Below are 25,731 nucleotides of genomic sequence, written 5' to 3' on the forward strand. Positions count from 1 at the left end.
TATCACACGTTCACGGTGTTCATACTCCCGTCTGCTTTGTAGTAGATCCTGCTGAAAGGCTCTGTGCTCTTGATGAGCCATACATTACCACCGATAATGCTGTGATGCCCTACTATGGTATCTCCACCCAGAATGGTGGCGCCGGCATAGATAACCACGTGATCTTCGATAGTTGGGTGTCTTTTGCTCCTGGCCATATCTTTATCCACACTCAGGGCACCCAGTGTAACCCCCTGATAGAGTTTTACATGTGCACCGATTTCGGTGGTTTCACCGATTACGATACCGGTGCCGTGGTCCATGCAGAAGTAAGGTGCTATGACCGCGGCAGGGTGAATATCAATGCCGGTGCGGCTATGAGCCTGCTCAGTGATCATACGGGGCAGGAGGGGAACGTGCAGTTTCTGTAAAGCATGGGCAATACGGTAAAATGCAATTGCATAAAAACCGGGATATGCCCTGATCACTTCATAAAGGCAGGTTGCTGCGGGGTCTCCCTGCAACAAGGCTTCTGCATCCTTATTCAGTGCATCATAAATAGCTGGCGCCTGGACCATAAACTGTTGGCTCAGCTTTGCAGCATCTGCCGGCAATTGTGGTTGCATGGGCTGTAAGAGGTGTTGCAATTCATTTTGCAACATGTGCGCGTATTCTTCTAACAACACGATGTCAGGCATCACTTTTCCCTGGTATTCGGGAAATAACCAATTGATAAAATTATTCGCAAAGTCGTTTACCGCGCTGGTCGAAGGATAGGCAGTTGCAGCAGCCTGCTGGTGCCTCCTTCTTAATTCTTCTAAAAGTTGTTGCATATGCAAGTGAATTACAGGCCTATAGTGAATCTTCCTATTACCTGAAATTACGTAAAAGTCCATAAAAGTAGTAGATAAATATCAATTCGCTATGCGAACATTTCTATTTTAATCAGGCTGGCCGCAGGCTCGCCCCAATCCATCCCGCCTTTGCCGCAGGCAGGAGCGCCCTATTTTCGATTTGCTACCCAATCCTTTTTTATATTATTTTTGCCTGTTGTTCACTAAAACCAAGATATGGCCAACATTCTGATAATCGATGACGAAAAGAGTATCCGCAAAACACTGTCGGAGATCTTAAGCTATGAAGGTTACAAGGTAGACGAAGCTGCTGATGGCGCCGAAGGCTTTAAGATGTTCAAAGACAAGCAGTATGATGCAGTGCTTTGTGATATTAAAATGCCCAAGATGGATGGGCTGGAATTTCTGGAAAAAGCAAAAGAAGCTAATCCGGATGTTCCGATTGTGATGGTATCGGGCCATGGCAATATCGATACAGCGGTAGAAGCCGTAAAAAAGGGAGCATATGATTATATCTCCAAACCACCGGATCTGAACAGGTTGTTAGTCACCCTGCGTAATGCGATGGACAAAAGTACCCTTGTTGCAGAAACCAAGGTACTCCGCCGTAAAGTGAACAGAACCCAGGAAATGATCGGCCAGTCAGCTCCTATCCTGAAGATCAAAGAAACGATCGAAAAAGTAGCACCTACTGATGCCCGTGTACTGGTTACCGGTGAAAACGGGGTAGGTAAGGAACTGGTAGCCCGCTGGCTCCATGAGCGCAGCAACCGTGCTTCCGGCCCTATCGTAGAAGTAAACTGCGCTGCTATACCCAGCGAACTGATAGAAAGTGAGCTCTTTGGTCATGAAAAAGGCTCCTTCACCTCTGCCGTAAAACAGCGTATCGGTAAATTCGAACAGGCTAGCGGTGGTACTCTTTTCCTCGACGAAATTGGTGATATGAGCCTCAGTGCGCAGGCCAAGGTACTCCGTGCCCTCCAGGAAGGTAAGATCACCCGTGTAGGTGGCGATAAGGAAATCAGTGTGGACGTGCGTGTGGTAGCAGCTACCAACAAAGACCTGCTGAAAGAGGTGGATGATAAGAACTTCCGCCTTGACCTGTATCACCGTTTGAGCGTGATCCTGATCCATGTTCCTTCACTGAACGATCGTCGTGACGATATTCCTGCCCTGGTAGAACACTTCCTTGATAGTGCCTGTCAGGAGTATGGAATGGCAAGGAAAGGAATCGACAAGGATGCTATGAAAGCATTGCAAAATCACAACTGGTCCGGTAATATCCGTGAACTGGGCAATGTGGTAGCGCGCCTGGTGATCCTTTCAGGCAAGAACATTACCAGCGAAGATGTGATGGACTATGTAGTGCCAGCGAGAGATAAGAAGAAAGTGAATGCATAATTGAAAGAGGTTTTCTCATAGGGGATTTTAGTGATTTTTATGATAATCGATTTTCGAAACGTTCAATTTCCTTTTGAGAAAACCTCTTTCTCCTAATTTGTTAATCACCATGGCAAAACACCTGTACTTGTTAAGTGGTATGGGCTCTGATGAACGGGTGTTCCAGAAGTTAAGTTTCCCGGATCAGTATACGCTCCACTTCATTCCCTGGCTCACCCCAATGCCGGATGAATCCCTTACCAGCTATGCTTCCCGAATGACAGCTCATATTCCTGCTGATGAAGATATTACCCTGGTGGGCGTGTCTATGGGAGGAATTTTATCACTGGAGATAGCCCGTCAGCGCCGGGTGAGTAAGGTCATCCTGATCAGCAGTCTTAAAACCACTGCTGAGCGGCCGGTTTATTTTAACCTGATTCGCCGTAGCCGTTTGCTGGCATTACTGGCCTTACCGGATGCGATCCTTTTCGGAAAGCATAGGGATCTGATCATTCCTTTCTTTCTGAAGGCGGAATCGCCGGAGGAGAAGGCCCTGCTCCTGGACTATGTGAAGCATACGGATTTTGTATACCTCCGCTGGGCCATCAAAATCCTGATCGGCTGGGAGAATGAAGAAGTTCCCTCTCCGCTGGTGCATATCCATGGCGCAAAAGACCTCACATTACCCATCAACACCGTGAAAGCAGATTACGTAATACCGGACGGTGGCCACTTTATGGTTTACAACAGGGCAAAGGAAATCAGCGACATATTAAATAACGAGTTGAACTAGCGCCGGTTAAAATATTTTAAGAAAACTTTTATCTGTTATTCAGTAGCTTGCAAACAACAGATTATTATATTTGTAAAATTAACTATCTTAAACACCATCTGAATGAACCTGGCTTTTTGGAAAAAGAATAACGAGGGTCAGCCAAAGAAGAAAAAATCTGCCGTAAGAGAGTGGTTTGATGCAGCAATATTCGCTATCATCGCTGCTACCCTGATCCGCACTTTTATTTTTGAGGCATACACTATTCCTACCCCGTCTATGGAAAAAACACTGCTTGTGAACGATTTCCTGTTCGTAAGCAAGATCAGTTACGGACCCCGTATTCCAATGACGCCACTGGCTGTACCTTTTACACATCATACCCTACCTTTTACAAAATATTCCAAAGCCTATTCTGAAGCAGTACATTGGAAATACAGACGTTTACCGGGATTCTCCGATGTAAAGCGTTATGATGTAGTGGTGTTTAACTTCCCAGAAGGTGATACCGTAGCCCTTGAAAACCAGGACCAGAGCTATTACCAGATGGTGCGCGCCTTTGGCCGCGACGCAGTATGGGAGCAGAATCATGTGATTTCCCGCCCTGTGGATAAAAGAGAGAACTATATTAAGAGATGTATGGGTGTTGCCGGCGATACCCTGTCAATAAAAGAGGGGGTTGTATTCATCAACGGACAGCAGGCCCCTATTCCGTCTGAGAGTGAGCGCCGTTATTGGGTAACTACTACAGGCGATGCCCTGAACCCTTCCCGGCTGGACGAAATGGACATCGACCCGGGTACAGATGGTCCTTACGATTCTGCTAAGTACAGGTACAACCTGACGCCTTCAGCAGCAGCGACCCTGAAATCCTGGCCGGTTGTAACAAACCTTGCACCATTTGTAAATCCGGCTCCGGAAGAAGTAGCTGTGTTCCCGCACGATACTGCACACTACCACTGGACAGAGCATAATTTCGGACCTATGTACATCCCTAAGAAAGGTGTGACGGTGAAGATCGATGCTACTAATATTGCTTTCTACGATCGTATTATCAGCGTGTATGAAGGCAACAAACTGGAAATTAAGAACGGTCAGATCGCTATCAATGGCAAACCTGCCGACTCCTATACATTCAAAATGAATTATTACTGGATGATGGGGGATAACCGTGATAACTCTCTGGACTCCCGATACTGGGGTTTTGTTCCGGAAGATCATATCGTAGGTAAGGCATGGTTGATCTGGATGAGTTATGGTAAGGGCAGCATTCGCTGGAGCCGCCTGTTCCGTACGATTAAATAAATGTATGCATAATATAGAAAGCCATTGTCTTAAACAGGCAATGGCTTTTTTGTTTGAAAATGGGTTTCATGCCCGTTGGTGAATTCCCTCTTTCATGATTGTTTTGCATTAGCCATTATTGAATAAGGCAGTTTCCGTCAGGTATTTCCCTCAGTTCGTCAGTTCTTTTTTATCTCCCCATTCTGCTCCCCGTTCTTTGTGTTATAAAATGAATAACACATGAAAGCCTTTCTCCTTTGTTGCCTTTGCCTCATCAGCAGTCATTTATTTGCACAGGTAGCCGATACCAGTGCGCTTTATAAAGCCATCAAAACCGGCGATAGCCTCATTTTCGACATTGGGTTCAATACCTGCAACCTCGCTCCTTACAATGACATCTTCGCAGATGATTTTCATTTTTATCACGATAAAGGTGGCGTCACTGTTGGCAAAGCCGCCTTTATTAAAGATATGCAGGAAGGCATCTGCAAACAGGAAAATAAAGTAGAACGGTTTTTAGTTCCCGGCACACTGCAGGTATTTCCAATGTATAACAAGGGGGTACTCTATGGTGCCATTGAAAATGGTGACCATGCTTTTTATATCACAGAAAAGGGCAGGCCCCGTTACCAGGATGGTATTGCGAAGTTTACCATCCTCTGGCTCCTGGTCGATGGAAAATGGAAAGCCAGCCAGGCATTGAGCTATGATCATCAGGCAAAATAGCCGGCCACGGGCCTTTCATTCATTTTTTTCGTAATTTCAGAGATGAATACGCAAAAATTCACCTTTGAATACGACACTTATTCAGACATCAGCGAGCTGACTCCGGCAGATCAACAACTGCTTAGTGCAGCCCGCAAAGTGACTGAACAAGCCTATGCACCTTATTCTAATTTCTTTGTTGGCGCTGTGATCCATTTACAAAACGGAGAAACGGTAAAAGGTACCAACCAGGAGAATGCTTCTTTTCCTGTAGGCATCTGCGCTGAAAGAACAGCCTTGTCTACAGCAAGTTCCCTGTATCCTGGTGTAGCGATCGATACGATTGCTGTGAGCTATAATAATCATAACGGTGGAAAGAATGATGCCCCCATTTCTCCCTGCGGGATCTGCCGGCAAACCATTACCGAATATGAGAACAGGCAACAGCAACCCATCCGAATTATTATGAGCGGACAGCGTGGAAAAGTGTACATCTTAGAAACAGCTAAACACCTGTTGCCATTTGGATTCACAGCAGAAGATATGGAGTAGAGAGAATTTGATTACCTTTATGGTCTACTCGAACTTATGTTGTATATCCGTATCCTATGTATGCTACTAATGGCTGTGCTCACTGTGCATTCTGCTTACAGCCGCTCGCGTTATAGAATGATTCCAAGCAGCCGGGAACTCAATCCAATATGTCCTGCTATCATGTATTATAATAGTGAAAACCCGGGAGGCGACAGCTCTTACCTGCATGCGATCAAAGCGGCCATAGAAAAGGAGCCAAAGGAGCCGCTCTTTTATTATGCATTGGGTGTTATCTATTTCAATCACCGGCAGTTTGCCGAATCGGTAGCAGCATTTGAAGCAGCGGGAGAGAAAGGATATAAGCGGGATGCTGATTACTACCTGCACATTGGTACGGCCTGCCTGCAATCCAAACAATACAGCAAAGGCATTCATCACCTGCATCATTGTCTGAACCTGCGTTCAAACGATACTGCGGCCCTGCAGACCCTCGCACAGGCATTTTATCAAAACAGAGATTACAAACAAGCCATCATATATTGGGAGCAATTGTTGCGAATGCAACCAAAGAATGCATTTGCAATGTTCATGTTGGGGAAATCATATATTGAACATGGTGAGCTGCAAAAAGGGGAGCAATATTGTGATCAGGCTACGGCTAACTTATAATAAAAACGGCATCCTGTAAGGATGCCGTTTTTGCAATATCTACATTCTTTCAGGTACATTTATACCCAACAGTTTCATGGCAGCAGTAATTGTATTCGCCGTCAGCATAATGAGCTGCGTACGCAGTTTTTGCTTCTCCGGTGTTTCTGCATTCCTTACCGCATATGTATAAACGCCCTCTTCCTTCGCAGCATAGAAGCTGTTGAAAGTCTGTGTCAGTTTATACACATAGTTCGCAATTACAGAAGGACTCATTTCTTTCGCGGCTTCTTCCAGCACTGATTCATATTGCTCATTCAGCAGGATCAGTTCCTTCTCCAGTGGCAACAGGCTGCCCTTATGACAGTAGCCTTCCAGCTTAGTGACATCCGGACTTAAATCACGGAGAATTGATTTGATACGTGCATGACCATATTGCACAAAAGCAGCGGTAAAACCATGGAGATCGATAGATTCTTTCGGATCGAAGATCATTCTCTTTTTAGGATCTACACGCAGCAGGAAGAATTTCAGACCACCCAGGCCAATCATTTCATACAGACTATCCATGTCGTCATCACTCAGGTCTTTCAGTTTGTCTGAGTCTGTATTTTCTTTTGCAGTTTCAATCATTTCATCGATCAGATCATCTGCGTCTACTACGGTACCTTCACGGCTTTTCATGCGGCCTTCAGGTAATTCAACCATGCCATAGGACAGGTGGAAGATCCCATCAGCGCCTGGTTCCTGCATTTTTTGCAGGATCAGCTGCAGTACTTTGAAGTGGTAATTCTGTTCATCGGCTACCACATACACGCTACGATCCATGTGGTAGTCTTCGTACTTCAGGCGGGCAGTACCCAGGTCCTGGGTGATATATACAGAGGTACCATCGCCACGCAGCAGGAGTTTTTCATCCAGGCCATCAGCGGTGAGGTCAATCCATACGGAATTATCATCTTTCTTAAACAACACGCCTTTGCGCAGGCCATCTTCTACGAGGTCTTTACCTAAGAGGTAGGTATTGCTCTCATAGTACATCTTATCGAAGTTGATACCGAGGCGTTTGTAAGTCTTGTCGAAACCTTCGTATACCCAGCTGTTCATGGTGCTCCAGAGGGCACGTACTTCAGGATTACCGGCTTCCCACTGTTGCAGCATAATCTTAGCCTGCTGCATGATCTCTGTTTGTTTTCTTGCCAGTTCCCTGATATCGTCGATAATCTTTTTGGTTTTGTCTTCATCGGCCTTTACTTCAGGCTTTTGAGCTGCGGTAACCAGTTTCTGTACTTTGTCCAGGTCTTCACCGCTGAAGTCTCTGAAATCACCTTCCAGTGCCCTTGTCATGATGGGTGCTGTCTGTTCTTTCAGGATGGTTTCGAACTTCACGTAGTAATCACCTACCAGGTGATCGCCTTTGATACCGGTGCTTTGCGGGGTATCACCATGGGCAAAGATCTGCCATGCCAGCATGGATTTACAGATATGGATTCCCCTGTCATTGACGAGGTTAGCCTTGATGACTTCATAACCATTGGCTTTCAGTATTTCGGATACTGAATAACCGAGGAAGTTATTACGCAGGTGACCCAGGTGTAAAGGTTTGTTGGTGTTAGGAGAGGAGTACTCTACCATTACCTTTTTGCCGTTGGCTGGTTTTCTGCCAATATTTCTGTTGTTAAAGCGCTGTTGCAGGTCCTGGCCCCAGTACTTTTCAGTGATGGAGAGGTTTAGAAAACCTTTGATGACATTATAGCCAGCAATCAGGTCAGGGAAGTTTGCCACCAGGTAGGTACCCAGTTTGTCGGCAGTATCTTCCGGTTTCAGTCGGCTGAATTTCGTGAAGGGGAACACGAGGATGGTGTATTCTCCTTCAAACTCAGGTTTGGTAGAATTGATAGCGATATCCTGTGCAGGGATCTGCTGGTCAAACAGGGCCTTGATGGCAGTGGCCGCAGCCGTCTTTATATTTAATACTACACTCATGCTGAAACATTGTTGCGAGCGGCAAAGGTAAAATAAAAAACGCTCCCACCTCAGGCGGGAGCGTTTTCTATTAAAATAGATGTGATTATAACTTGAATTTCTTATTGAAGGTATAGGTCAGCCCTACGCTTGCTACGCTGTTCTTATGCCCATCAGTTGCATTCTTATATACATCGGTCAGGCCAAACATATAGCGCGCAGAAACGCCTACACCCATTGGGAACTGGTAACCCAGCCCAAAACCTAATCCGAAATCGGCAGTTGTCATCTGATCTTTGACATCAACAGTAACTTTGCCTGCCTTTGCTTTGGCTGCTGCCAGGAAACCGACCTGAGGACCTGCTTCCAGATAGAACTCTTCTACCAGGTGTACCTGGAACATTACAGGGATGGTGATATAACCCAGTTTGGTAGTATACTTATTATTGTATGCATCTCTGTAATAATATCCCTGACCGGAGTACATAAGTTCTGGCTGAACAGCAAACATGTCACTGAGCGCAAAATTGGCAAAACCACCACCGTAAATAGAGGCCCTGGTGTGGGAATCATCGATATTTGTGAGTTTAGCTACATTTAAACCAGCTTTTACGCCAAAAGTGAGGGTTTGTGCTTTTACACTAATAGCAGCGCAGGCTACCAGCAGTACAGCAAGAATAGATTTTTTCATAATATAAGGTTAAAGTTTGGGCTAGAAAATCAAATATTATGCCGAAACTTTATGTGTAGGGGCTTCCACGATACTGACAACCTCGACTGACATAATTGCATGTCATATCCCGTTGGCATAATCATTGACTTATAGCGGAAAGAAGACAATCTATCTACAACTACAATCGAGAATTATATAAACTATGGGAAAGATAATAGGTATCGACTTAGGAACTACCAACTCTTGCGTTGCCGTAATGGAAGGTAACGAGCCGGTAGTAATTGCAAATGATGAAGGGCGTAGAACAACCCCTTCCGTGGTAGCGTTTTTGAAGAATGGGGAGAGAAAAGTAGGTGACCCAGCAAAACGTCAGGCTATCACTAACCCTGTAAACACTATTATGTCAGTGAAGCGTTTTATGGGACGCCACTTTGACGAAGTGTCTAATGAAATCCCTCACTGGAGCTATAAAGTAGCCAGAGGTGAAAACAGTACAACCCGTATTGACATCGACGGCAGATTATATACACCGCAGGAAATTTCTGCAATGATTCTTCAGAAAATGAAGAAGACGGCTGAAGATTACCTGGGTCAGGAAGTAAACGAAGCAGTTATCACTGTTCCTGCTTACTTCAATGACGCTCAGCGTCAGGCTACAAAAGAGGCTGGTGAAATCGCTGGTCTGAATGTACGCCGTATCATCAACGAACCTACTGCAGCCGCACTGGCTTACGGTATGGATAAAAAACACCAGGATAGCAAGATCGCTGTATTCGACTTAGGTGGTGGTACGTTCGACGTATCCGTACTGGAGCTGGGTGATGGCGTATTTGAAGTAAAATCTACCAATGGTGATACTCACTTAGGTGGTGATGACTTCGATAAAGTGATCATGGACTGGCTGGCTGAAGAGTTCAAGAAGGACGAAGCGGTTGACCTGCACAAAGATCCAATGGCATGGCAGCGTCTGAAAGAAGCAGCAGAGAAAGCTAAGATCGAGCTCTCTTCTTCTCAGGAAACTGAAATCAACCTGCCTTATATCACCGCTGTTGATGGCGTGCCTAAACACATGGTGAAGAAACTGACCCGCGCTAAATTCGAACAGCTGAGCGATAGCCTGGTGGAAAGAACACTGGAGCCTTGCCGTAAAGCACTGAAAGATGCAGGTATGGGTGCTTCCGAAATCGATGAGGTGATCCTGGTAGGTGGTTCTACCCGTATCCCTAAGATCCAGGAAGTAGTAGAGAAATTCTTTGGTAAAAAACCTAACAGAGGTGTAAACCCTGATGAAGTAGTAGCAATTGGTGCTGCGATCCAGGGTGGTGTACTGACCGGTGAAGTAAAAGATGTACTGTTGCTGGACGTAACCCCACTTTCTTTGGGTATCGAAACAATGGGTGGTGTAATGACCAAACTGATTGAGTCTAACACAACTATCCCTAGTAAGAAATCTGAAACTTTCTCTACTGCAGCTGACAACCAGCCTAGCGTTGAGATCCACGTACTGCAGGGTGAGCGTCCTATGGCTGCTCAGAACCGCACATTGGGTCGTTTCATTCTAAACGATATTCCTCCTGCACCACGCGGCGTTCCTCAGATCGAAGTGATTTTCGATATCGATGCGAACGGTATCCTGCACGTAACTGCAAAAGATAAAGGAACTGGTAAGAGCCAGAACATCCGTATCGAAGCAGGTAGCGGTTTGAGCAAGGAAGAGATCGAAAAGATGAAGGCTGAAGCGAAAGCTAACGAGTCTACAGATAAAGAAGCACGTGAGAAGATCGAGAAACTGAACCAGGCAGACAGTCTGATATTCCAGACAGAAAAACAACTGAAGGAATATGGTGACAAGATCTCTGCTGATAAAAAAGCACCTATCGAAGCAGCACTCGCTAAGCTGAAAGAAGCGCACAAAACTCAGGAAGTAGCAGCAGTAGATGCAGCAGTAACTGAACTGAACGGTGCATGGACAGCAGCTTCCGAAGAAATGTACAAAGCTACACAGGATGCTCAGGGCGGCGCACAAGGCGGCCAGGAAGCACCTCATGGCAGCACAGCTGGCAACGACGGTGTAACCGATGCAGAATTTGAAGAAGTGAAATAAGGTTCACTTTAGGATTATAGATAGTTTAAAAGGGCAGTATCATTTGATACTGCCCTTTTTACTTATTGGTATAGACCGTAATTTTAGAAGGCAGCCACAAGCCATTAACCCGACCAGCAGCGGCTTTTTTAGGAATAAAGTGCAAGAAATAATTTATTATATTTATATCCTATGCAATTGACACTACATCCATTTGAATTAAAGTTTAGATATACTTTCACAATCTCACGCAAGTCCAAAGACGTACAGCCCTTACTGGTCGTAGCCCTTGAGCAGGATGGATGCAGTGGCCTGGGAGAAACTGCCGATAATGCCTATTATCACATCACCGTTCCTAAACTCATGGAGGACATCAATGCCCACCGTGTGCTTATAGAAAACTACCACCTTACTACGCCCGAAGCATTCTGGGAAACCATGTATCCATTGCTGAAAGACAATCTCTTTGCACTCTGTGCACTAGACCTGGCAGCCCATGACCTGTATGCGAAAATGCAGGGAAAAAAGCTGTATGAAGTGTGGAATCTGGACATTTCTCATAACCCAATGACCGACTATACGATCGGGATTGATACGGTAGAGAATATGGTGAAGAAACTGCAGGAATTTCCCTGGCCGATCTACAAAATTAAACTGGGAACAAAGGATGATATTGCTATTATAAAAGAATTACGCAAACATACGAATGCCATCTTCAGGGTAGATGCGAACTGTGCCTGGGGGGTGGATGAATCTTTAAGAAACGCGGCCGCCTTTGCGGAGTTGGGCGTAGAGTTTATAGAACAACCCATGCCTGCTGAAAACAGGGATGGGATGAAAGAGTTATTTGCGAAATCTGCATTACCACTGATTGCTGATGAAAGCTGTATTACCGAATCAGATGTAGCTGCCTGCAAGGGCCTGTTCCATGGCATCAATATCAAGCTGACGAAGTGTGGGGGCATCACGCCTGCCCGCAGGATGATCGCTGAGGCCAGGGAACTGGGCCTGAAAGTGATGACAGGGAGTATGAACGAAAGTACAGTAGGTACATCGGCAGTCGCTCACCTGTTGCCTTACCTGGATTATGTAGATATGGATGGGCCATTGTTACTGGCGGAAGATGTTGCAGATGGCGTGAAGATCGTAGATGGTAAGATCTACTATGCCGACAGGCCCGGTACAGGTGCAATCCTGAAATAGTCCGTTATGAAAAATATAATCACCCTTGTTTTGTTGCTGGGCTGCACCATCCATGTGCAGGCACAACTGATAGCCCGATTTACAGTAAAAGCAGGAGCATATCCTGCTGCAAATTTACCTCTTAGCTGTGCATTTGATACGTTGATAATGGACTGGGAAGAGGTGGAGCTGGTAGAGGTCAAAGGAAAGGAACGCCTTATTACCCCCTTTCAGATCGAACCCGGGAAGATCTGGTTTATCCTGATGAGCAATACAAAACCTGGAGAAACCCGCGTATTTGAACTACAGGAACGAAAATATCCCGTCAAAGTAATTATCGACCTGGTTTGGGCACTGGATACGGCCGGTGTACTAACCATTTCTGAAATGGGGAAGGCACGTTTACAATACCATACAGTTGGTATAGATACTATTTACCATCGCAGTGGGTTTATACATCCTTTATGGGCACCCAATAGTCAGGTGCTTACCAATATCCAGCCCAGGGATCACCTACATCACTACGGCATCTGGAATCCCTTTACCCATGCCTTGTTTAGAGAAAAAGAAGTTGATTTCTGGAACATGCAGAAAAAAGAAGGACGCGTGGATTTTGTGAGTTTTGTAAGTAAAAGCATGGGGAAGGTATATGGCGGATTTAAAGCACTGCAACAGCATATGGCAGGAGACGTAAAGGCACTGGATGAGTTGCTGGACGTAAAAGTGTATTACAGCGGGGCTGATTCCGCCCGCTATATATGGGATTATACTTCTACTCTCAATTGTGCCGGCCTGGACGAAATCATTATGCAGCAATACCGGTATGGAGGGGGATTTGGACTAAGAGCTACTGCGGATTGGAAAGCGGATAATACCACTTTGCTGACAGATGCCGGCAAGACCCGCAATAATTCAGACAGCACCCGTGCCCGCTGGGTGAAAATAACCGGCCATACAGCCAAAGGTCGTTCTGGCATGTTAATCCTCTGTGCACCTGACAATTTTGACGCACCGCAACCGCTAAGGGTATGGGATGAAAAGGCAGAACATGGGGAATTGATGTTGAATTATAGTCCTACGAAAATGAAAGAGTGGAGAATGCATTACGGACGGGAATATAGCCAGCGGTATCGGGTAGTCGTATTCGACAATGACTTGTCAGTAGCAGAATCAGAGGCCGCCTGGCAGGCATTTGCACATCCGCCGAAAGTTACCTGCGTCTTACTTCACGGTAAGCAATAATCGCATTGAAGAGCCCTACAAAACCCATCAGGAGCAGGATGGCAATGAGGCCCCACTGACCGGTGGCCCGGAATATAAACCGTTCTAACCTGGATAGCTGGTTGAAACTGCCGGCATCAAAATTATGGTAAAACTGCATATAGCGCAGGAGGGCGAAGCCAAAACCAATCAGGGTCAGAAGGGTTGTCCAGACAACAGTGGTCCAGGTGGATACATCCTCATCATGACGTTTGGTAGACATGATAGTAATATACATAAAAAAAGCTTTTGCCGAAAGACAAAAGCTTTTTTAACTGCTCTAATATATAAGATTTTAAATCGCGATAGCATGTTCCTGCTCCTGATTAGCCGCCTGCAGTGCTTCGAGTAAAGCTTCTTTTGCAAACGGCTGGTCAAACCACTTATCCACACTTGCATACACAATCTTCAGGGAAGGAGTGAGAACATAGATCCCCGGAACCGGTACATCTGCTTCGATACCCGCTACCCTATCCCAGATAGGATCGGTGGTAGCATACAGGCCTGCTTTTTTTGCAATACCATTGTACTGATCAAAGATGGTCGCAAATGGCAGCTGGTATTGTGCAGTGGCGTTTTCGAAAGTTTGTTTATCATTAGTTGTTGCTACTACCAGCTGACCACCCAGTACACGGATATCAGCATATACTTCCTGCAGTTTTTCCAGCAGGGTATTACCATAATTATTCCAGTGAATAGAATGGAACGCCAGCACCAGCGGACGATCTATCACCTGTGTAACAGGCAGGGAACCATTCAGTGATTTGAGCGTATCAGAAGTAGCAATGATGTTCTTTTTATGTATATGGAAGGAAGGCAAGGTCTCACCTGCCTGTAATGGTTTGATCGGTGTTCTGTCCTGACTTCTTTTAGGAAAAAATTCAATTTCGAATTCAGGAGCGATGTCGGCGTATCTATATAAGTTATTATTGTTAGTGGCCATGGTAGTAAGGTTGATTTGAATTGTTAATGGTAGTTCGATTTTTAAGAAACGGAATAAAACGCTGGGATCACATGCACATACAACAGCAGGCATCTGGGGTTATAGAACAAAATTGGCCATTGAATTTTTCTGATGTTGTCCTGTTAGGCATGTGATTAAATTTTAGATGATTGCCTGTTATTAACATCACAAAGATAAGGGAATTATTATTACCCCACCAACTTTGTAGGGTAATATTTTTTAAGATTGATTATCAGGTGTTTGTATTGGATATTTCGGAAGAGAGGGGGGATAGGAGCCCGATTTTATCTATGTCTGATTCCAATCTGCCCCAAATAAGCGGTTCATTTTTGTATCTATATCATTGATGATGATTGTCTGCTTATTTGCGAATGCGTAATATGGCTTCTTTCAGCACTAAGGGCTGATTCAAAATACCTGTGGTCTGCAGCGGTTTCAGTACCGGGTTTTCACGACATTCAACTGAACAGTAACGTGAACGGTTATACATGATAACAGTCCTGAAATGATCATGACATGATTTTTGTGTATTTATTATTGGGCCGAACCGTATGGCACACTTTGTCTGCCATACGGTTCACCTATTTTACGCCTGTGGCCATGGATTCTGGAATGTAGAGCTGCCGAGCTGTAGTTCTCTGGCAGAGAGTACCAGTTTTACCTGCATGGGAATTTCACCACTGGCCTGGAAATGCTCAAAATATTCTACACAATAGGCATCGGTAAACTTAAGCTCTTTCATTTTAGACATCGCATCGCGACGATAAAAGATAATACTGCCACTCTTGGTTTGCGTATTTGAAATCATCCAATCAAACAGATTGGTGTCGCCATCTGATTCAAGCAATACAGTCAATGAACCTCCGATAGGGCGGGCAGCGGGTTTACCATTATGGTCCGTGTGTTGGGTAAAAGAATACTGACAATCCAGTACATTGATTTCTTCTCCGTCTAATCGCATTACTGCTTTGAATGACATACCTGAAGGTTTTGTTTTAACAATAAATTTATGGTGCAGCAAATGAATTGGGGTTATATCAATTTCAGATGCCGGATTAACGCAGATGATATATCTTTATAAGGATAAATGGGCATCACAAAAATAATTATTCTGATAGATATTCTAAATTTTATTTGTAACCCACTGCATTGAACAAGTCGATCTTTCCGCCCTTGCTTCTTCTACTAAAATACAATGCTACATGGGGTTAATAAAATAAAAAATCAATGCTTGTTGTTTAATGATTAATTATAAAGTGACAAGAAATTTAAATTTGTGTTTAACTTGAATTGTGATTTAACCTAATTGAAATGTAGTCGTTTAACTATTACCGTATTTATTATAGTAATGGAGAATCAACTTTTATCGTTCTGACAGTAAAGTGGAAAACCCTGCTGATTAACCGCTTATTAAATAATTTATATACATTTTCGCGTATCTTTACTGCGAAACAATGACCCAAAATAGACTTAACCCTTGATCGGATAATATTTTTTAGAAAAACCTTGAATCATCCAAATGACCCTGGCTACTTATACAATTCACGCTCCAGAGGTGCAGGCCGCCATACGTATTGCTCAGGCCCTCGCCAAAGAACATCAGCATGTGCAATATACGCCTGCACATCTTTTACTGGCATGTTTGCATAAAGAACTAAATCTCACTGCACCCTTGCAGGCAATGGGCGTTGATGTCTATTACCTGGAAGAATGGGCCGAAGTAAGACTGGATAGTTTACCGAAAGGATCCCGCATTCCGGATGAACCAGAGGCTGATGAGAATGCCACTAATATCTTGCAGGAAGCGGATTCAATCAGGCTTGAATACGATCTGGATATGGCAGATGCCTGGTGCCTGCTGGTAGCAATCAGCACCCCTGGTGTGGGTTTTACTTTCGAACAACTCAAATCATTTCCGGTACAGCGTACACAACTGCTTACACATTTTATCAAAGATGTGCCGCAGCCAAATCTGAATGGTATTTCAAAACCGACAGCTGCCGGAAAACTGAAATATATTTATCGCCTTACTGATCCCCGGTACCTGCGAATGAAGCATGCACTTGCTGGCAGGGATGCAGAAGTGCGTACCATGCTGGAGATCCTTTCCCGTAAAGGTCGTTCCAGCATTCTCCTGATTGGTGAAGGTGGTGTGGGCAAGACTTCCATGGCAGAAGCACTTGCAAAAGCCATTGTGCAAAAACAAGCGCCTGCCCAGTTACAAGATACTGATATCTATGCACTCGACTATGGCGCATTTATAGCTGGTGCTGCTTATAAAAATGAACTGGAAGACAGGTTACAGCAGATCATTTCTCACTTAAAGGAGAGGGGCCGTCATGTATTATTCATAGACAACCTGCACACCTTGCTGGATAAGCAACCCGGTTCTGCCGGTGGCATGGGCAATGTACTTAAAGCTGCTATTGCCAAGGGAGAGCTCATCGTGATCGGTTCCTGTACACCAGAGGGCTTCCGCAAAATGATTGAACCAGATAGCCTGCTGCGGCATTGTTTTGAAACAATGAACCTGGCTGAACCGGATGAGGCCCTGGCCGCGAGAATGATCAAAGCAGTGATGCCTGATTATGAAAGCTATTACCACCTGACGGTGGATAAAGAAGTGATCACAGAGGCTATCCGACTGTCACGCCGTTACCTGAAAGAGCGTAGCTTACCGGATAGTGCAATCAATTTACTGGACCGTACCCTGGCTGCTATCAGAACAACGGCAGATACCGGCAGACAAGTAGTAGATGATTTAAAAAAACAGTTTGAAACGATTGAAAATGATCGCACAGAACTCCTCTGGTGGTATCAGCAATGTATGCAACGCTTAAGTGCTTTGTTGACCACAAGGCTCCATATCGGGCATGAGGTCACTAAGATAGAAGATATTGCCACATTAAAGGCTGTTTTAGGCGATATTCTGGCCCAATTGGATGTGCTGGCTTCAGAGGTCCACAATGCGGTTAAAACCGTGGATTTGGCTACTATGATTGCCGAAAGCACGGGGATCCCATTGGGCAAGATCCAATCATCTGAAAGGGAGCGATTAGTGAATATGGACCTGGAGTTGCGTAAACGTGTTGTGGGCCAGGACCACGCCCTGAAAACCGTATCTGAGGCCATTCTGGAATCCCGCTCAGGTTTAAGCCGGCCAGGGCAGCCCATTGGCTCCTTCTTCTTCCTCGGCCCTACAGGTACCGGGAAGACCGAACTGGCCAAATCTTTGGCAAATTTTTTGTTCCAGGATGAGAGAAGCATGATCCGGTTTGATATGTCTGAATTTAAAGAAGAACATTCAGCTGCATTGTTGTACGGAGCCCCTCCGGGTTATGTTGGTTATGAAGAAGGTGGTCTGCTGGTAAATAAAATCCGCCAGCAACCCTACGCTGTTGTATTGTTTGATGAAATAGAAAAGGCCCATCCTTCCGTATTCGATATTTTTTTACAGATCATGGATGAGGGGAAATTGCATGACCGCCTCGGTAAGACCGGCGATTTTTCCAATGCCCTTGTGTTGTTTACCTCAAATATAGGGAGTGAAATAATTGCTGATTCTTTTCGCAACGGAGTTATCCCGCCATCACAACAGCTGATGGAGATAATGGCAAAAAAATTCCGCCCTGAGTTCTTAGGCCGGCTGACAGAAATAGTGCCGTTCGGACCAATACAGGCAGAAAATGTAGTAAAGATATTTGACATCCATCTGCAACACCTGCTGCAATTGCTGAAGCAACAGCAAATAGCATTAGAAGTGTCTGTTACAGCAAAGGAACAGCTGGCTGCAGAAGGATATTCGCCCCAGTACGGAGCAAGGCCACTCAAAGAAGTGATTCGTGCCAAACTGCGGAAGCCGCTTTCAAAAATGATCATAGAAGGGAGTTTACAACCACATCACAAAGTAGTATTGGATGTGGATGGGAATGGCGGATTAGTCTGGGATATTCGTTAACTTAGAAAGTAGAACCATAGCGCATTTATTGTAGTAAAAACCATTTATTATGAATGATAATTACGGAATTGGCGGCACCGAGGTAAAGCTCGACGCCAATGAGGCCATTGTTGAAATCTCCCATAACCGGACCTTGTTTGCTGAAAAGTTGACCCGGCAAACCCCTGTTAAACCGGAGATAGTACAGGGATTAACCACTGTGGAAGATGTGTTTGAGCATTATAAACCCGCTGTAAATATGCTCTATCGTGATGCCGAAGGCCGTACCATACCCGAAAACCTGGAATTCCATAACCTGGGTGATTTTGGCGTGAAAGGGATTACTGCCCAGAGCAAATTCCTGAACGACCTCGCTACCGAGAAAGAGCAGTATCTCAGGATCATGAAACACCTGAAAACAAACAAGATCCTGAAAGCAGCACTGGCAGATCCTTCCGCCAGAGAAGCTTTACTCGGTTCTGTCAGGCAGTTGCTTGCTGATCTGAAAAAGTAGTTCGTACCATTTAATTCTTACCCATGACAGAATTACAAAAACAACAGGGGGAACAGCAGGAAGAACAACTGCAAACCGCGCCCGGACAAAAAGAATCTGCATCTCTACAGGAAAATCTCGATATACTTGCCAAATACGGTGGATTTGATCTGCTGGAAGGCACCATTGAAGGTGTACAAAATCTGAACCCTGAACGCAAAGCCCGTCGCAATATCTTCCTGACCGAAAGCTCCAAAAAAGGAGAAAGGGAATACCTGAAAAAAACACTGGAACTCTGGGAAAAAGTGCTCACTGAAGCGCAGGACCTCCCCGATATGGTAACCTATTGTACTGAACATTCCGAACAGGCAGGCAATGTACTGACCCACAACCTGGCAGAAGCGGTAGAAGCCACCAGGGAACTGGAACAGTCCTATCGCAACGTAGCATTGTTCTTTAAAAATACAGAGTCTGACAAGGTGAAGAATATATCCTTCATCAACGTTGAGGCCGATCAGATTAAAGACCTGGATAATACCCGCTTCATTGATGCCATTCAGCAGGAACTGGTGCAGAACTATGATCGTCTCGATCTGCGTGATAACTATAGCCTCCTGATCCTGCCGGGTTACTTAGGCTCTAACAAAGTGCTGGAGAAATGGGCAAAGATCGCTTACGAAAACAAGGCCATGCTGGTAACAGACTTCTCTCACCTGGATGCGCCTGATGACGTCATGGAAATGTTTGAACTGGCTAACCTGACAGGTGGCGAGATTCATCGTTCTAATGTGATTATGACTGCCAACTGGCTTGTAGGCCGTGGTAAGTTCGACGAGATCAATGAGCAGGACAATTTATACGTTCCACCTTCCGGCGCACTGGCAGGTAAGATCTATAAAACACTCATGTCACAGGTTACTGCCGGTAAGAAATTTGGTGGTATCAACGAAGTAGATGGTGTGAAATTCGAACTGAAGAAAAGCGAAATTGCTAGCCTTGAAAAAATGGGCCTCATCCCAATGGTAAAGGAATACGGCAAGGTAATGGCTTTCAGTGCAAAAACTTTGTTCAATGGTGATAACATTGGTCTGCAGACTTACTCTGTCGTACGCGTATTTGACTACGTGACCAAAGTATTGATGGACTTCCTGAATCGCCGTGCATTTGAAAACTTCAATGCAAATACCCGCAAAGACCTGATGAAACAGATCATCCGCTTCCTGGACAGTATAACGGGGCCGGATAAACTGATTGAAGATTTCAACATCCGCCGCTTTGAGCAGGATCCTTCGCAAAAAGATCGTATTCACCTGGATATACACCTGAAACCATACTTCCCTGCCAAGAACTTCCTCATTAAAATGGATGGTCACAAAGGGGATGATGGGAATGATTGGAATACAGAATATGAGCAGGATAAAGCATAAAATGATTCGTGGCGAATTAACTTATTGATGATAAACAAACTGTAGTTCCCCCTCCTGGAGGGGGAGCCTGTTTTTTAAGCCGTGATCACTGATGTAAACATAATAACAAAAGCAAGGAAAAAGTCAGATGAAGCAATTGCTAACAGGCGTACTCTGTGTTTGCTTATTGTCGTGGGGCCATGCTTCAGGGCAAGCGCAGCCAGACAGTATTATCACGACGAAAGGCGCCGTCACCCTTATAACCTGTGGATCTTCCATCAGCACATTTCAAATTGGCGATGGAAAAAATTCGGATTACGACTATCGCATCGTAGATGGGAATGTCGTATTTATACGGCCGGTAGTGGCAAACCCAAGACCGACCAACCTGGTGATCAGGGAGGGAGATAATATTTTTTACATGATCCTGGCCTACAGGGAAAAGGTTGGATTGTCAAAACTAAAGTACAACCTGTCTGGCGGTGCTTCAGCATCCAGGACCTCTACCGGGGCCCAGAATACGACAGGTGGCACTTCCTCCACTGCTAATACTTCTGATCCGGCGGCAGATGATAACACCCCGGTTCCGGATGTTGATACCGTAACCGTAGGCAACATCGCTGCTGACTTTATAAAGCAGCGGAAAGTGCAGCGGCAGTATGAAACTACCTCAGAGAGTATTACGGTGACGTTTTCACAGGCCATGAGTCTGAATAACCTGATGTATTTGTGTTTCAGGATTAAGAACCAAAGTGGTACACCTTACCAGGTGGGTAAAATAACGATCATGCATAAAGTATATACCGATACTGCCACACTGCATCACCTGCCTGTTGCATACAAAAAAGGACCTTCTTTTTTTGGAGGAAGAGATGAGAAGAACGTAGTGTTTGTAACACCTGCACCCGTACTGAAGAAAGCTGATGAACTCATCTTCATCATGTACAATGCAGCAACAAAGAGCCAGATTGTTCTCTACGTGCCAATGACAGGGCTGCCCAAATATATGGTCACTAAATGATCCGGCGCTATCTCCATATAATCCTTGTTTGTGCCTGTTGTATGATAACAGGAGGACTGTCTGCACAGCAGGTAGCCTTTTGCGGAGAATCTGTGCCTATGGAGCGTGATTTTGTCAATTACAGGCTGATGGATGTGATAAAGGGTCATCTTCGTTACCGTAATTTTCTGCCAGCTTTAAAGGCCAGATCAGAGCAGTATTTTCCGCTCATTGTACCCATCTTACAGCAGTACCATATACCAGAAGATTTTAAATACCTGCCTATCGTGGAAAGTGGTTTTACCAATGCCACATCTATCGTAGGTGCACAGGGCGTGTGGCAGCTGATGCCGGCTACTGCTACTACCTTAGGACTGGATGTAAGTGATTCGAATGATGAGCGGAATGAGCTGCTGAAATCTACACATGCAGCCTGTAAATACCTTGTAAAACTTTACAACCAGCTACATTCCTGGACACTGGCTGCTGCAGCGTATAACTGTGGCGCAGGCAATATCTCACGCAATATCCGCAAGCAGGGTAGTAGTGATTATTACCAGCTGATACTGAACAGCGAAACGGCACAGTACATTTACAAGATCATTGCCATAAAGCAATTATTTGAATATCCTGAATTGTACATTCCTGAATTCGGTTACAATGTGTTCAATAAAACAACAGTAAATGCATCAGTTTTTAATGCAGGTTCTGCATTAGAATCAGATAAACGATTCAGGAGTATCAAAATCAATATCGGCGGAAAATCAGAAAAGGTAGCGGTTACATCACTGGCAGCTAAGATGCAGAGCAGTAAAAGCTTTGAAGATGGGCAGCTGGTAAGTATACTGTTGTTGGATGATCTGCAGGCGAATGGTGTGTATATCAGGAAACAAACAAAATTATCCGGTAGAGGATGGCTGGTGAGTAACCGTATTTATGTAGATCTTGGATTTGGAAATATGGTCGTGCTTTGCGATGCCGGGGGCAAGAAAGGAGTGACGCCGGAAACATTAAAAACAGGAGGAGAGGTGCGCCTCCAGAAAATATAAAAGAGCTTGGCTCATAAATAAAAATGACGGCTGAGAATTGCTTAAACGGGTACCCGACTCCATCAGGGATACGAATAACAAGAGGCTTTATCTGGATTATGATACAGCCTCTTGTTATTTCTGAAAATGACTTTCATGCCCGTTGGTGAACGCTGTCTTTCATGAATGTTTTATTACATCAATACATCGTTCATAAATATTCTATACGGATAATTATTCGTTCCATTCTCTTTCAATTGCTGCAACATCTCATCCTTCATATACAACAAACTTCCTTCCGCATATAGGTTCGCCGGTTTCGATAACGTAATCTTGATATCCAGTGTTCTGCTATACCCCTCAGAAGCACCTGGTTTTACAGACACTCCTTTCACAATGCTCACTTCTCTCAGTTCCTTACCCATCACAAATTTCACCATCGCCTTCATATCCTCCGGTGTTACTATTCTATTGCGTGTAAGCAAATGATACCTGTACAAATTGATCTTTTCATCAATACTCAGACGGTCCTTACCCCCCTGCGTATTCGACAGCAGGGCGATAGAATTAGGTTGTAACTGTACACTTCCATACTCCTGCAATTTGCTGCCCATACGGATATTATTGGCAGTGCTCCCGTTGGTAGTGAAAAATTCTAAAAACAAATAATCAGCATTTTCCTTTGGCTTGATCATCAGGTAAGGAATATTCCCCCTGTTGGCCGTAGGCTGTAACTGTTCTTCCAGCGAAGCAATCAGCTGGTGGAGTTCTCTCATTCTACTGGCTACATAGTCATTGCGCACCTCTTCGAAGAGCGAGCTTTCATCCCTGATTACTTCAATCAGGTAAGCAATGATCTCCTTTGCTTCGCGGCTATCGAACCTGCCAATTCCACTGCTCCTGATTACCAGTTCCCCTTCCTGCATTTCTCCGCTAGTCGTAAAGTTACGCACATGGTAATCGGTGCCTGCTACATCGTATACACGTTTCACATCAAAGTAAATATCGTTGGTGTGCAGCGGCATAATGTTCAGGTACTTGTTTAGTCGTTGTGATTGCTCGTTCAGTTTTTTATTGACCACCGGAAAACTGTTGATACTGCAAAAGATGTCTTCCAGTAAAGAGTGCCGGATAGTTTCCGGGAATTCAATCCTGATCCACACAATCTCCTGTTGCAATCTGCTGCTGGCCTGCCCAAATACATGATGCAGTGCAGGCGGAAAAGGCATGGCGGCTGGTAATTGATCCGTGCTGGTAATGGTCAGAAAATGCTGTTTAAAACGTTGTAATACCTGCTGTCCATAGCGTGTATTGGTATCGAAAGCCGGTTGCATAATGGCTTCCAGGTCTTCTTCAGCAGCACTCTTGCTATGAGTATAACCACTTTTTACCTGAAGCTGCGTTTCCCCTACATAAAATTTAGCCAGTGGCAGGTAATGATAAAACATTTCCTGCAGGTGTACATTTCGCAGATCAAAGAAAAATGAGAGCCCTTCTGCGGAGGTATGGGCGCCTTCCATACTTAGACCCAACCAAAGATGATTAGGCGGCGTATCGGCCTGTAAATTGCCTTGCAGGACCTGTTCCTTGAACCAATGGTCCCTGGTCTCAAACAATTTACCACCAATCACGCTATATTTTACCTGTCCGCGGAACAGGCGCTGATGTGCAAGGGGCATGAAAAAAAGGTCCTGGCTATTAAAGCCGTTCCTCAGTGAATAGAAAAACTGGTGCTCAGGCGTCAGGGAGGCTGTACGTTCATTGCAGCTGGCATGCAGAATGCCATAGGCTGGCTGACTACTGGTAATGGGTTCCGGCATCATGATCTGTGCCAGCCGTTCTACCAGTCTTGCATGGGAAACCTCTGCCTCACCCTGGATCTTTTCCAGTTCACTGGCACAGGCTTCCAACAGTAATTGTACAATGGGATCAAAGGAGGTTTCTACCTCTGCATCAGGGTATCCCCACAGCCTGGCGGCTGTTTTAAGCATCCGGTCTTTGATTCGTTCTTTTTGTTCTTTTGCCAAGGGGTTAAGGGTTTAGGTTTAATAAATTACAAACACGGCATTTCCTCCTGAAAAAATAAAATTAATCATACGACAATGGGCTTACGTAAAAGAAACTACTATAGTGGAACTCAGTTTTATTCCTCGCCAACACACCCGTTACTGTCACTCTTATCTTCTTCTTTACCTTCTTCGCACTGACCCCCATTAATTCCTCCTGACTGATCTGCGCCACTACCCTGGTCTGTGTCAGTCGTTTCTCATACCTGTTGATAGATGCCCTGATGGACAATTCTACCTGTTCCTTCACTTCATTGTTCGACGCCCTGATATCGAAATCGCTGTCCCACAACTGGCAGCCATACTGGGGATCATCTTTATTTTCCCCGAGTACGGTTGTGATTAACAACTGAATATGTTGTCCTACAGATTCTTCCAGGTTCACATCCGGCAAATCCTGCTTCTGCAAAATTCTGGAGAAGTCCATCGGTAATTTATAATACTGCTGTTTCATTTTTTAATGATTAAAAAATGCCTAAGAATTTCTTGTCATACCGCACACGTATTTCCTTCACACAACCGTTTTGATCTTTGATCAGGTTTACTACTTCAATCTTAAACCTTCTCTTGCCGCGAATGCGTGAGCAGAAATGACTGAAGGTATCTGTATCCTTATCATTCAGCAATACTCTTGCATTGATGTTTTCACAAAGATATGCGGAGAAATCGCTGGCGTTTTTTTGTTTGTCCACCACCTGGCTCAGCATAAACTTAAATTCATCATCTGAAACGGATGGTACTTTAGGCTTCTCTGGCGCAGCAGGTACGGGCGCAGGCTCTGGTGTCTTATTCTCATCAGGAAATGGCATGGGAGTAAAGTCTGGTACCTTGTGATTGCTTTGTGCAGGGAATACCATGATATGCTTGGTCACCATCTTACTGCTATCGCCATTGATGATCAGTGACAGAATACGTTCACCCGGGGAAGAGAATGTGTAAGTAACACTACGGCCACTATGCACTTCAGCACCTCTTTGCAGCAGCTGCCATTGCCATGTATTGGCATTTGCTGTACTATTGGTGAAAGTAACAGCACGACCAGCCAATATTTCTTCCGGACCATCGATTGTGGGGTAGAGGTCGGCGGCTGGCGCAGGTGTGTTATCTGCTAAAGCATTAATAATAATCACCTCCTGGTTCCATGTACACTTGCCATGTGATAAGGTGACCATGTAGGTGCCAGCTTTGGTAAATGCATGGTAAACCTGTAGCCCTGAAGTGGTAGCTGTGGAATCACCAAAATCCCAGGTGAGTCCGCTGTCGCTGCCTGCGGTAGTGGCTGCCTTAAAAGTGATTACTTCTCCTGTACTGAAAGAAGTATGTTTTCCTGCATTGTTCCGGCTTGCCAGTTCGATGCTGATCTGACTGCAATCTTCACGGCCGGTAACCTGGAAAGCCAGTATGATCATACTAATGCTGAGTAATGCCAGGAATGTGTACAGAACCATTGGGTCGATATGGTTTGTTATCTTGCTGAATGGTCTATACGTAGTAACTTTTCGCTCATTTGCGGACTTT

Annotated in this window: 23 protein-coding genes; 14 read left to right on the plus strand and 9 right to left on the minus strand. The window is 44.9% G+C overall.

Annotation, left to right across the window (positions count from 1 at the left end; translation table 11 throughout):
* Window positions 1-2: 2 nt before the first annotated feature.
* A complete protein-coding gene (locus U0033_RS28785; RefSeq protein ID WP_072362248.1) occupies window positions 3-812 on the minus strand; it encodes a serine O-acetyltransferase in 810 nt (269 codons plus the stop codon).
* Window positions 813-1,049: 237 nt separating this feature from the next.
* Here U0033_RS28785 and U0033_RS28790 point away from each other — a divergent pair, with 237 nt between their 5' ends.
* The 6 genes from U0033_RS28790 (at window position 1,050) to U0033_RS28815 (ending at window position 6,177) form a co-directional block, all read left to right on the plus strand.
* Complete coding sequence (locus U0033_RS28790) at window positions 1,050-2,234, plus strand: sigma-54-dependent transcriptional regulator (RefSeq protein ID WP_072361678.1); 1,185 nt, start codon at window positions 1,050-1,052, stop codon at window positions 2,232-2,234.
* Between the two features lie 109 nt (window positions 2,235-2,343).
* Window positions 2,344-3,006, plus strand: coding sequence for an alpha/beta fold hydrolase (locus tag U0033_RS28795; RefSeq protein WP_072361681.1), 663 nt, complete (start codon window positions 2,344-2,346; stop codon window positions 3,004-3,006).
* A gap of 102 nt (window positions 3,007-3,108) precedes the next feature.
* Window positions 3,109-4,290, plus strand: a complete 1,182-nt coding sequence (gene lepB / locus U0033_RS28800) for a signal peptidase I (RefSeq protein WP_072361683.1) — start codon at window positions 3,109-3,111, stop codon at window positions 4,288-4,290.
* 219 nt (window positions 4,291-4,509) lie between these two features.
* Entirely contained in the window at window positions 4,510-4,995 is a 486-nt protein-coding gene (locus U0033_RS28805) for a nuclear transport factor 2 family protein (protein WP_072361685.1), read from the plus strand.
* Between the two features lie 42 nt (window positions 4,996-5,037).
* A complete protein-coding gene (gene cdd, locus U0033_RS28810; protein WP_072361687.1) occupies window positions 5,038-5,526 on the plus strand; it encodes a cytidine deaminase in 489 nt (162 codons plus the stop codon).
* Between the two features lie 60 nt (window positions 5,527-5,586).
* Complete coding sequence (locus U0033_RS28815; protein WP_177318604.1) at window positions 5,587-6,177, plus strand: tetratricopeptide repeat protein; 591 nt, start codon at window positions 5,587-5,589, stop codon at window positions 6,175-6,177.
* A gap of 39 nt (window positions 6,178-6,216) precedes the next feature.
* Here the strand turns inward: U0033_RS28815 and U0033_RS28820 are convergent, their stop codons facing one another.
* Window positions 6,217-8,142, minus strand: a complete 1,926-nt coding sequence (locus tag U0033_RS28820) for an arginine--tRNA ligase (protein ID WP_072361692.1) — start codon at window positions 8,140-8,142, stop codon at window positions 6,217-6,219.
* 85 nt (window positions 8,143-8,227) lie between these two features.
* On the minus strand, window positions 8,228-8,812 hold the full coding sequence (locus U0033_RS28825) for a porin family protein (protein WP_072361695.1): 585 nt from the start codon (window positions 8,810-8,812) through the stop codon (window positions 8,228-8,230).
* Between the two features lie 184 nt (window positions 8,813-8,996).
* Between U0033_RS28825 and dnaK the strand changes: the two genes are divergently transcribed.
* The 3 genes from dnaK (at window position 8,997) to U0033_RS28840 (ending at window position 13,301) form a co-directional block, all read left to right on the plus strand.
* Window positions 8,997-10,898, plus strand: coding sequence for a molecular chaperone DnaK (gene dnaK, locus U0033_RS28830; RefSeq protein ID WP_072361698.1), 1,902 nt, complete (start codon window positions 8,997-8,999; stop codon window positions 10,896-10,898).
* A 171-nt stretch (window positions 10,899-11,069) separates the two neighbouring features.
* Window positions 11,070-12,080, plus strand: a complete 1,011-nt coding sequence (locus tag U0033_RS28835; protein ID WP_072361700.1) for a dipeptide epimerase — start codon at window positions 11,070-11,072, stop codon at window positions 12,078-12,080.
* Window positions 12,081-12,086: 6 nt separating this feature from the next.
* Window positions 12,087-13,301 (plus strand): DUF6807 domain-containing protein, encoded by a 1,215-nt coding sequence (locus tag U0033_RS28840; protein ID WP_072361703.1) that lies wholly within the window; start codon window positions 12,087-12,089, stop codon window positions 13,299-13,301.
* On the opposite strand, the gene U0033_RS28845 is transcribed toward U0033_RS28840, so the two are convergent.
* From U0033_RS28845 to tssD, 3 genes are all read right to left on the minus strand, one after another.
* Window positions 13,270-13,557, minus strand: coding sequence for a hypothetical protein (locus U0033_RS28845; protein ID WP_072361705.1), 288 nt, complete (start codon window positions 13,555-13,557; stop codon window positions 13,270-13,272). The genes U0033_RS28840 and U0033_RS28845 overlap by 32 nt on opposite strands.
* A 57-nt stretch (window positions 13,558-13,614) precedes the next feature.
* On the minus strand, window positions 13,615-14,262 hold the full coding sequence (locus tag U0033_RS28850) for a redoxin domain-containing protein (protein ID WP_177318605.1): 648 nt from the start codon (window positions 14,260-14,262) through the stop codon (window positions 13,615-13,617).
* A gap of 607 nt (window positions 14,263-14,869) precedes the next feature.
* Entirely contained in the window at window positions 14,870-15,262 is a 393-nt protein-coding gene (gene tssD, locus U0033_RS28855) for a type VI secretion system tube protein TssD (RefSeq protein WP_072361711.1), read from the minus strand.
* A gap of 540 nt (window positions 15,263-15,802) precedes the next feature.
* Between tssD and U0033_RS28860 the strand changes: the two genes are divergently transcribed.
* From U0033_RS28860 to U0033_RS28880, 5 genes are all read left to right on the plus strand, one after another.
* Window positions 15,803-18,241, plus strand: a complete 2,439-nt coding sequence (locus U0033_RS28860; protein WP_072361714.1) for an AAA family ATPase — start codon at window positions 15,803-15,805, stop codon at window positions 18,239-18,241.
* Window positions 18,242-18,290: 49 nt separating this feature from the next.
* Window positions 18,291-18,734 (plus strand): hypothetical protein, encoded by a 444-nt coding sequence (locus tag U0033_RS28865; protein WP_072361717.1) that lies wholly within the window; start codon window positions 18,291-18,293, stop codon window positions 18,732-18,734.
* 23 nt (window positions 18,735-18,757) lie between these two features.
* Entirely contained in the window at window positions 18,758-20,140 is a 1,383-nt protein-coding gene (locus tag U0033_RS28870; RefSeq protein WP_072361720.1) for a DUF5458 family protein, read from the plus strand.
* Between the two features lie 127 nt (window positions 20,141-20,267).
* Window positions 20,268-21,140 (plus strand): hypothetical protein, encoded by an 873-nt coding sequence (locus U0033_RS28875; RefSeq protein ID WP_143150734.1) that lies wholly within the window; start codon window positions 20,268-20,270, stop codon window positions 21,138-21,140.
* Window positions 21,141-21,181: 41 nt separating this feature from the next.
* Window positions 21,182-22,168, plus strand: a complete 987-nt coding sequence (locus tag U0033_RS28880) for a lytic transglycosylase domain-containing protein (protein ID WP_072361725.1) — start codon at window positions 21,182-21,184, stop codon at window positions 22,166-22,168.
* A 173-nt stretch (window positions 22,169-22,341) separates the two neighbouring features.
* Here U0033_RS28880 and U0033_RS28885 read toward each other — a convergent pair whose 3' ends face one another.
* From U0033_RS28885 to U0033_RS28895, 3 genes are all read right to left on the minus strand, one after another.
* Window positions 22,342-24,174, minus strand: a complete 1,833-nt coding sequence (locus U0033_RS28885) for a type VI secretion system baseplate subunit TssF (RefSeq protein ID WP_072361728.1) — start codon at window positions 24,172-24,174, stop codon at window positions 22,342-22,344.
* 61 nt (window positions 24,175-24,235) lie between these two features.
* On the minus strand, window positions 24,236-24,667 hold the full coding sequence (locus tag U0033_RS28890; RefSeq protein ID WP_072361731.1) for a GPW/gp25 family protein: 432 nt from the start codon (window positions 24,665-24,667) through the stop codon (window positions 24,236-24,238).
* Window positions 24,668-24,677: 10 nt separating this feature from the next.
* Complete coding sequence (locus tag U0033_RS28895; protein ID WP_072361734.1) at window positions 24,678-25,661, minus strand: PKD domain-containing protein; 984 nt, start codon at window positions 25,659-25,661, stop codon at window positions 24,678-24,680.
* Between the last annotated feature and the right edge of the window lie 70 nt (window positions 25,662-25,731).

Source organism: Chitinophaga sancti, assembly GCF_034424315.1.
GTDB classification, from domain to species: domain Bacteria; phylum Bacteroidota; class Bacteroidia; order Chitinophagales; family Chitinophagaceae; genus Chitinophaga; species Chitinophaga sancti.

Excerpts from the sequence above, each read along its gene's own strand:
- U0033_RS28785 (WP_072362248.1), bottom strand. The coding sequence starts at position 812 with ATGCAACAACTTTTAGAAGAATTAAGAAGGAGGCACCAGCAGGCTGCT.
- U0033_RS28790 (WP_072361678.1), top strand. The coding sequence starts at position 1,050 with ATGGCCAACATTCTGATAATCGATGACGAAAAGAGTATCCGCAAAACA.
- U0033_RS28795 (WP_072361681.1), top strand. The coding sequence starts at position 2,344 with ATGGCAAAACACCTGTACTTGTTAAGTGGTATGGGCTCTGATGAACGG.
- lepB (WP_072361683.1), top strand. The coding sequence starts at position 3,109 with ATGAACCTGGCTTTTTGGAAAAAGAATAACGAGGGTCAGCCAAAGAAG.
- U0033_RS28805 (WP_072361685.1), top strand. The coding sequence starts at position 4,510 with ATGAAAGCCTTTCTCCTTTGTTGCCTTTGCCTCATCAGCAGTCATTTA.
- cdd (WP_072361687.1), top strand. The coding sequence starts at position 5,038 with ATGAATACGCAAAAATTCACCTTTGAATACGACACTTATTCAGACATC.
- U0033_RS28815 (WP_177318604.1), top strand. The coding sequence starts at position 5,587 with ATGCTACTAATGGCTGTGCTCACTGTGCATTCTGCTTACAGCCGCTCG.
- U0033_RS28820 (WP_072361692.1), bottom strand. The coding sequence starts at position 8,142 with ATGAGTGTAGTATTAAATATAAAGACGGCTGCGGCCACTGCCATCAAG.
- U0033_RS28825 (WP_072361695.1), bottom strand. The coding sequence starts at position 8,812 with ATGAAAAAATCTATTCTTGCTGTACTGCTGGTAGCCTGCGCTGCTATT.
- dnaK (WP_072361698.1), top strand. The coding sequence starts at position 8,997 with ATGGGAAAGATAATAGGTATCGACTTAGGAACTACCAACTCTTGCGTT.
- U0033_RS28835 (WP_072361700.1), top strand. The coding sequence starts at position 11,070 with ATGCAATTGACACTACATCCATTTGAATTAAAGTTTAGATATACTTTC.
- U0033_RS28840 (WP_072361703.1), top strand. The coding sequence starts at position 12,087 with ATGAAAAATATAATCACCCTTGTTTTGTTGCTGGGCTGCACCATCCAT.
- U0033_RS28845 (WP_072361705.1), bottom strand. The coding sequence starts at position 13,557 with ATGTATATTACTATCATGTCTACCAAACGTCATGATGAGGATGTATCC.
- U0033_RS28850 (WP_177318605.1), bottom strand. The coding sequence starts at position 14,262 with ATGGCCACTAACAATAATAACTTATATAGATACGCCGACATCGCTCCT.
- tssD (WP_072361711.1), bottom strand. The coding sequence starts at position 15,262 with ATGTCATTCAAAGCAGTAATGCGATTAGACGGAGAAGAAATCAATGTA.
- U0033_RS28860 (WP_072361714.1), top strand. The coding sequence starts at position 15,803 with ATGACCCTGGCTACTTATACAATTCACGCTCCAGAGGTGCAGGCCGCC.
- U0033_RS28865 (WP_072361717.1), top strand. The coding sequence starts at position 18,291 with ATGAATGATAATTACGGAATTGGCGGCACCGAGGTAAAGCTCGACGCC.
- U0033_RS28870 (WP_072361720.1), top strand. The coding sequence starts at position 18,758 with ATGACAGAATTACAAAAACAACAGGGGGAACAGCAGGAAGAACAACTG.
- U0033_RS28875 (WP_143150734.1), top strand. The coding sequence starts at position 20,268 with ATGAAGCAATTGCTAACAGGCGTACTCTGTGTTTGCTTATTGTCGTGG.
- U0033_RS28880 (WP_072361725.1), top strand. The coding sequence starts at position 21,182 with ATGATAACAGGAGGACTGTCTGCACAGCAGGTAGCCTTTTGCGGAGAA.
- U0033_RS28890 (WP_072361731.1), bottom strand. The coding sequence starts at position 24,667 with ATGAAACAGCAGTATTATAAATTACCGATGGACTTCTCCAGAATTTTG.
- U0033_RS28895 (WP_072361734.1), bottom strand. The coding sequence starts at position 25,661 with ATGGTTCTGTACACATTCCTGGCATTACTCAGCATTAGTATGATCATA.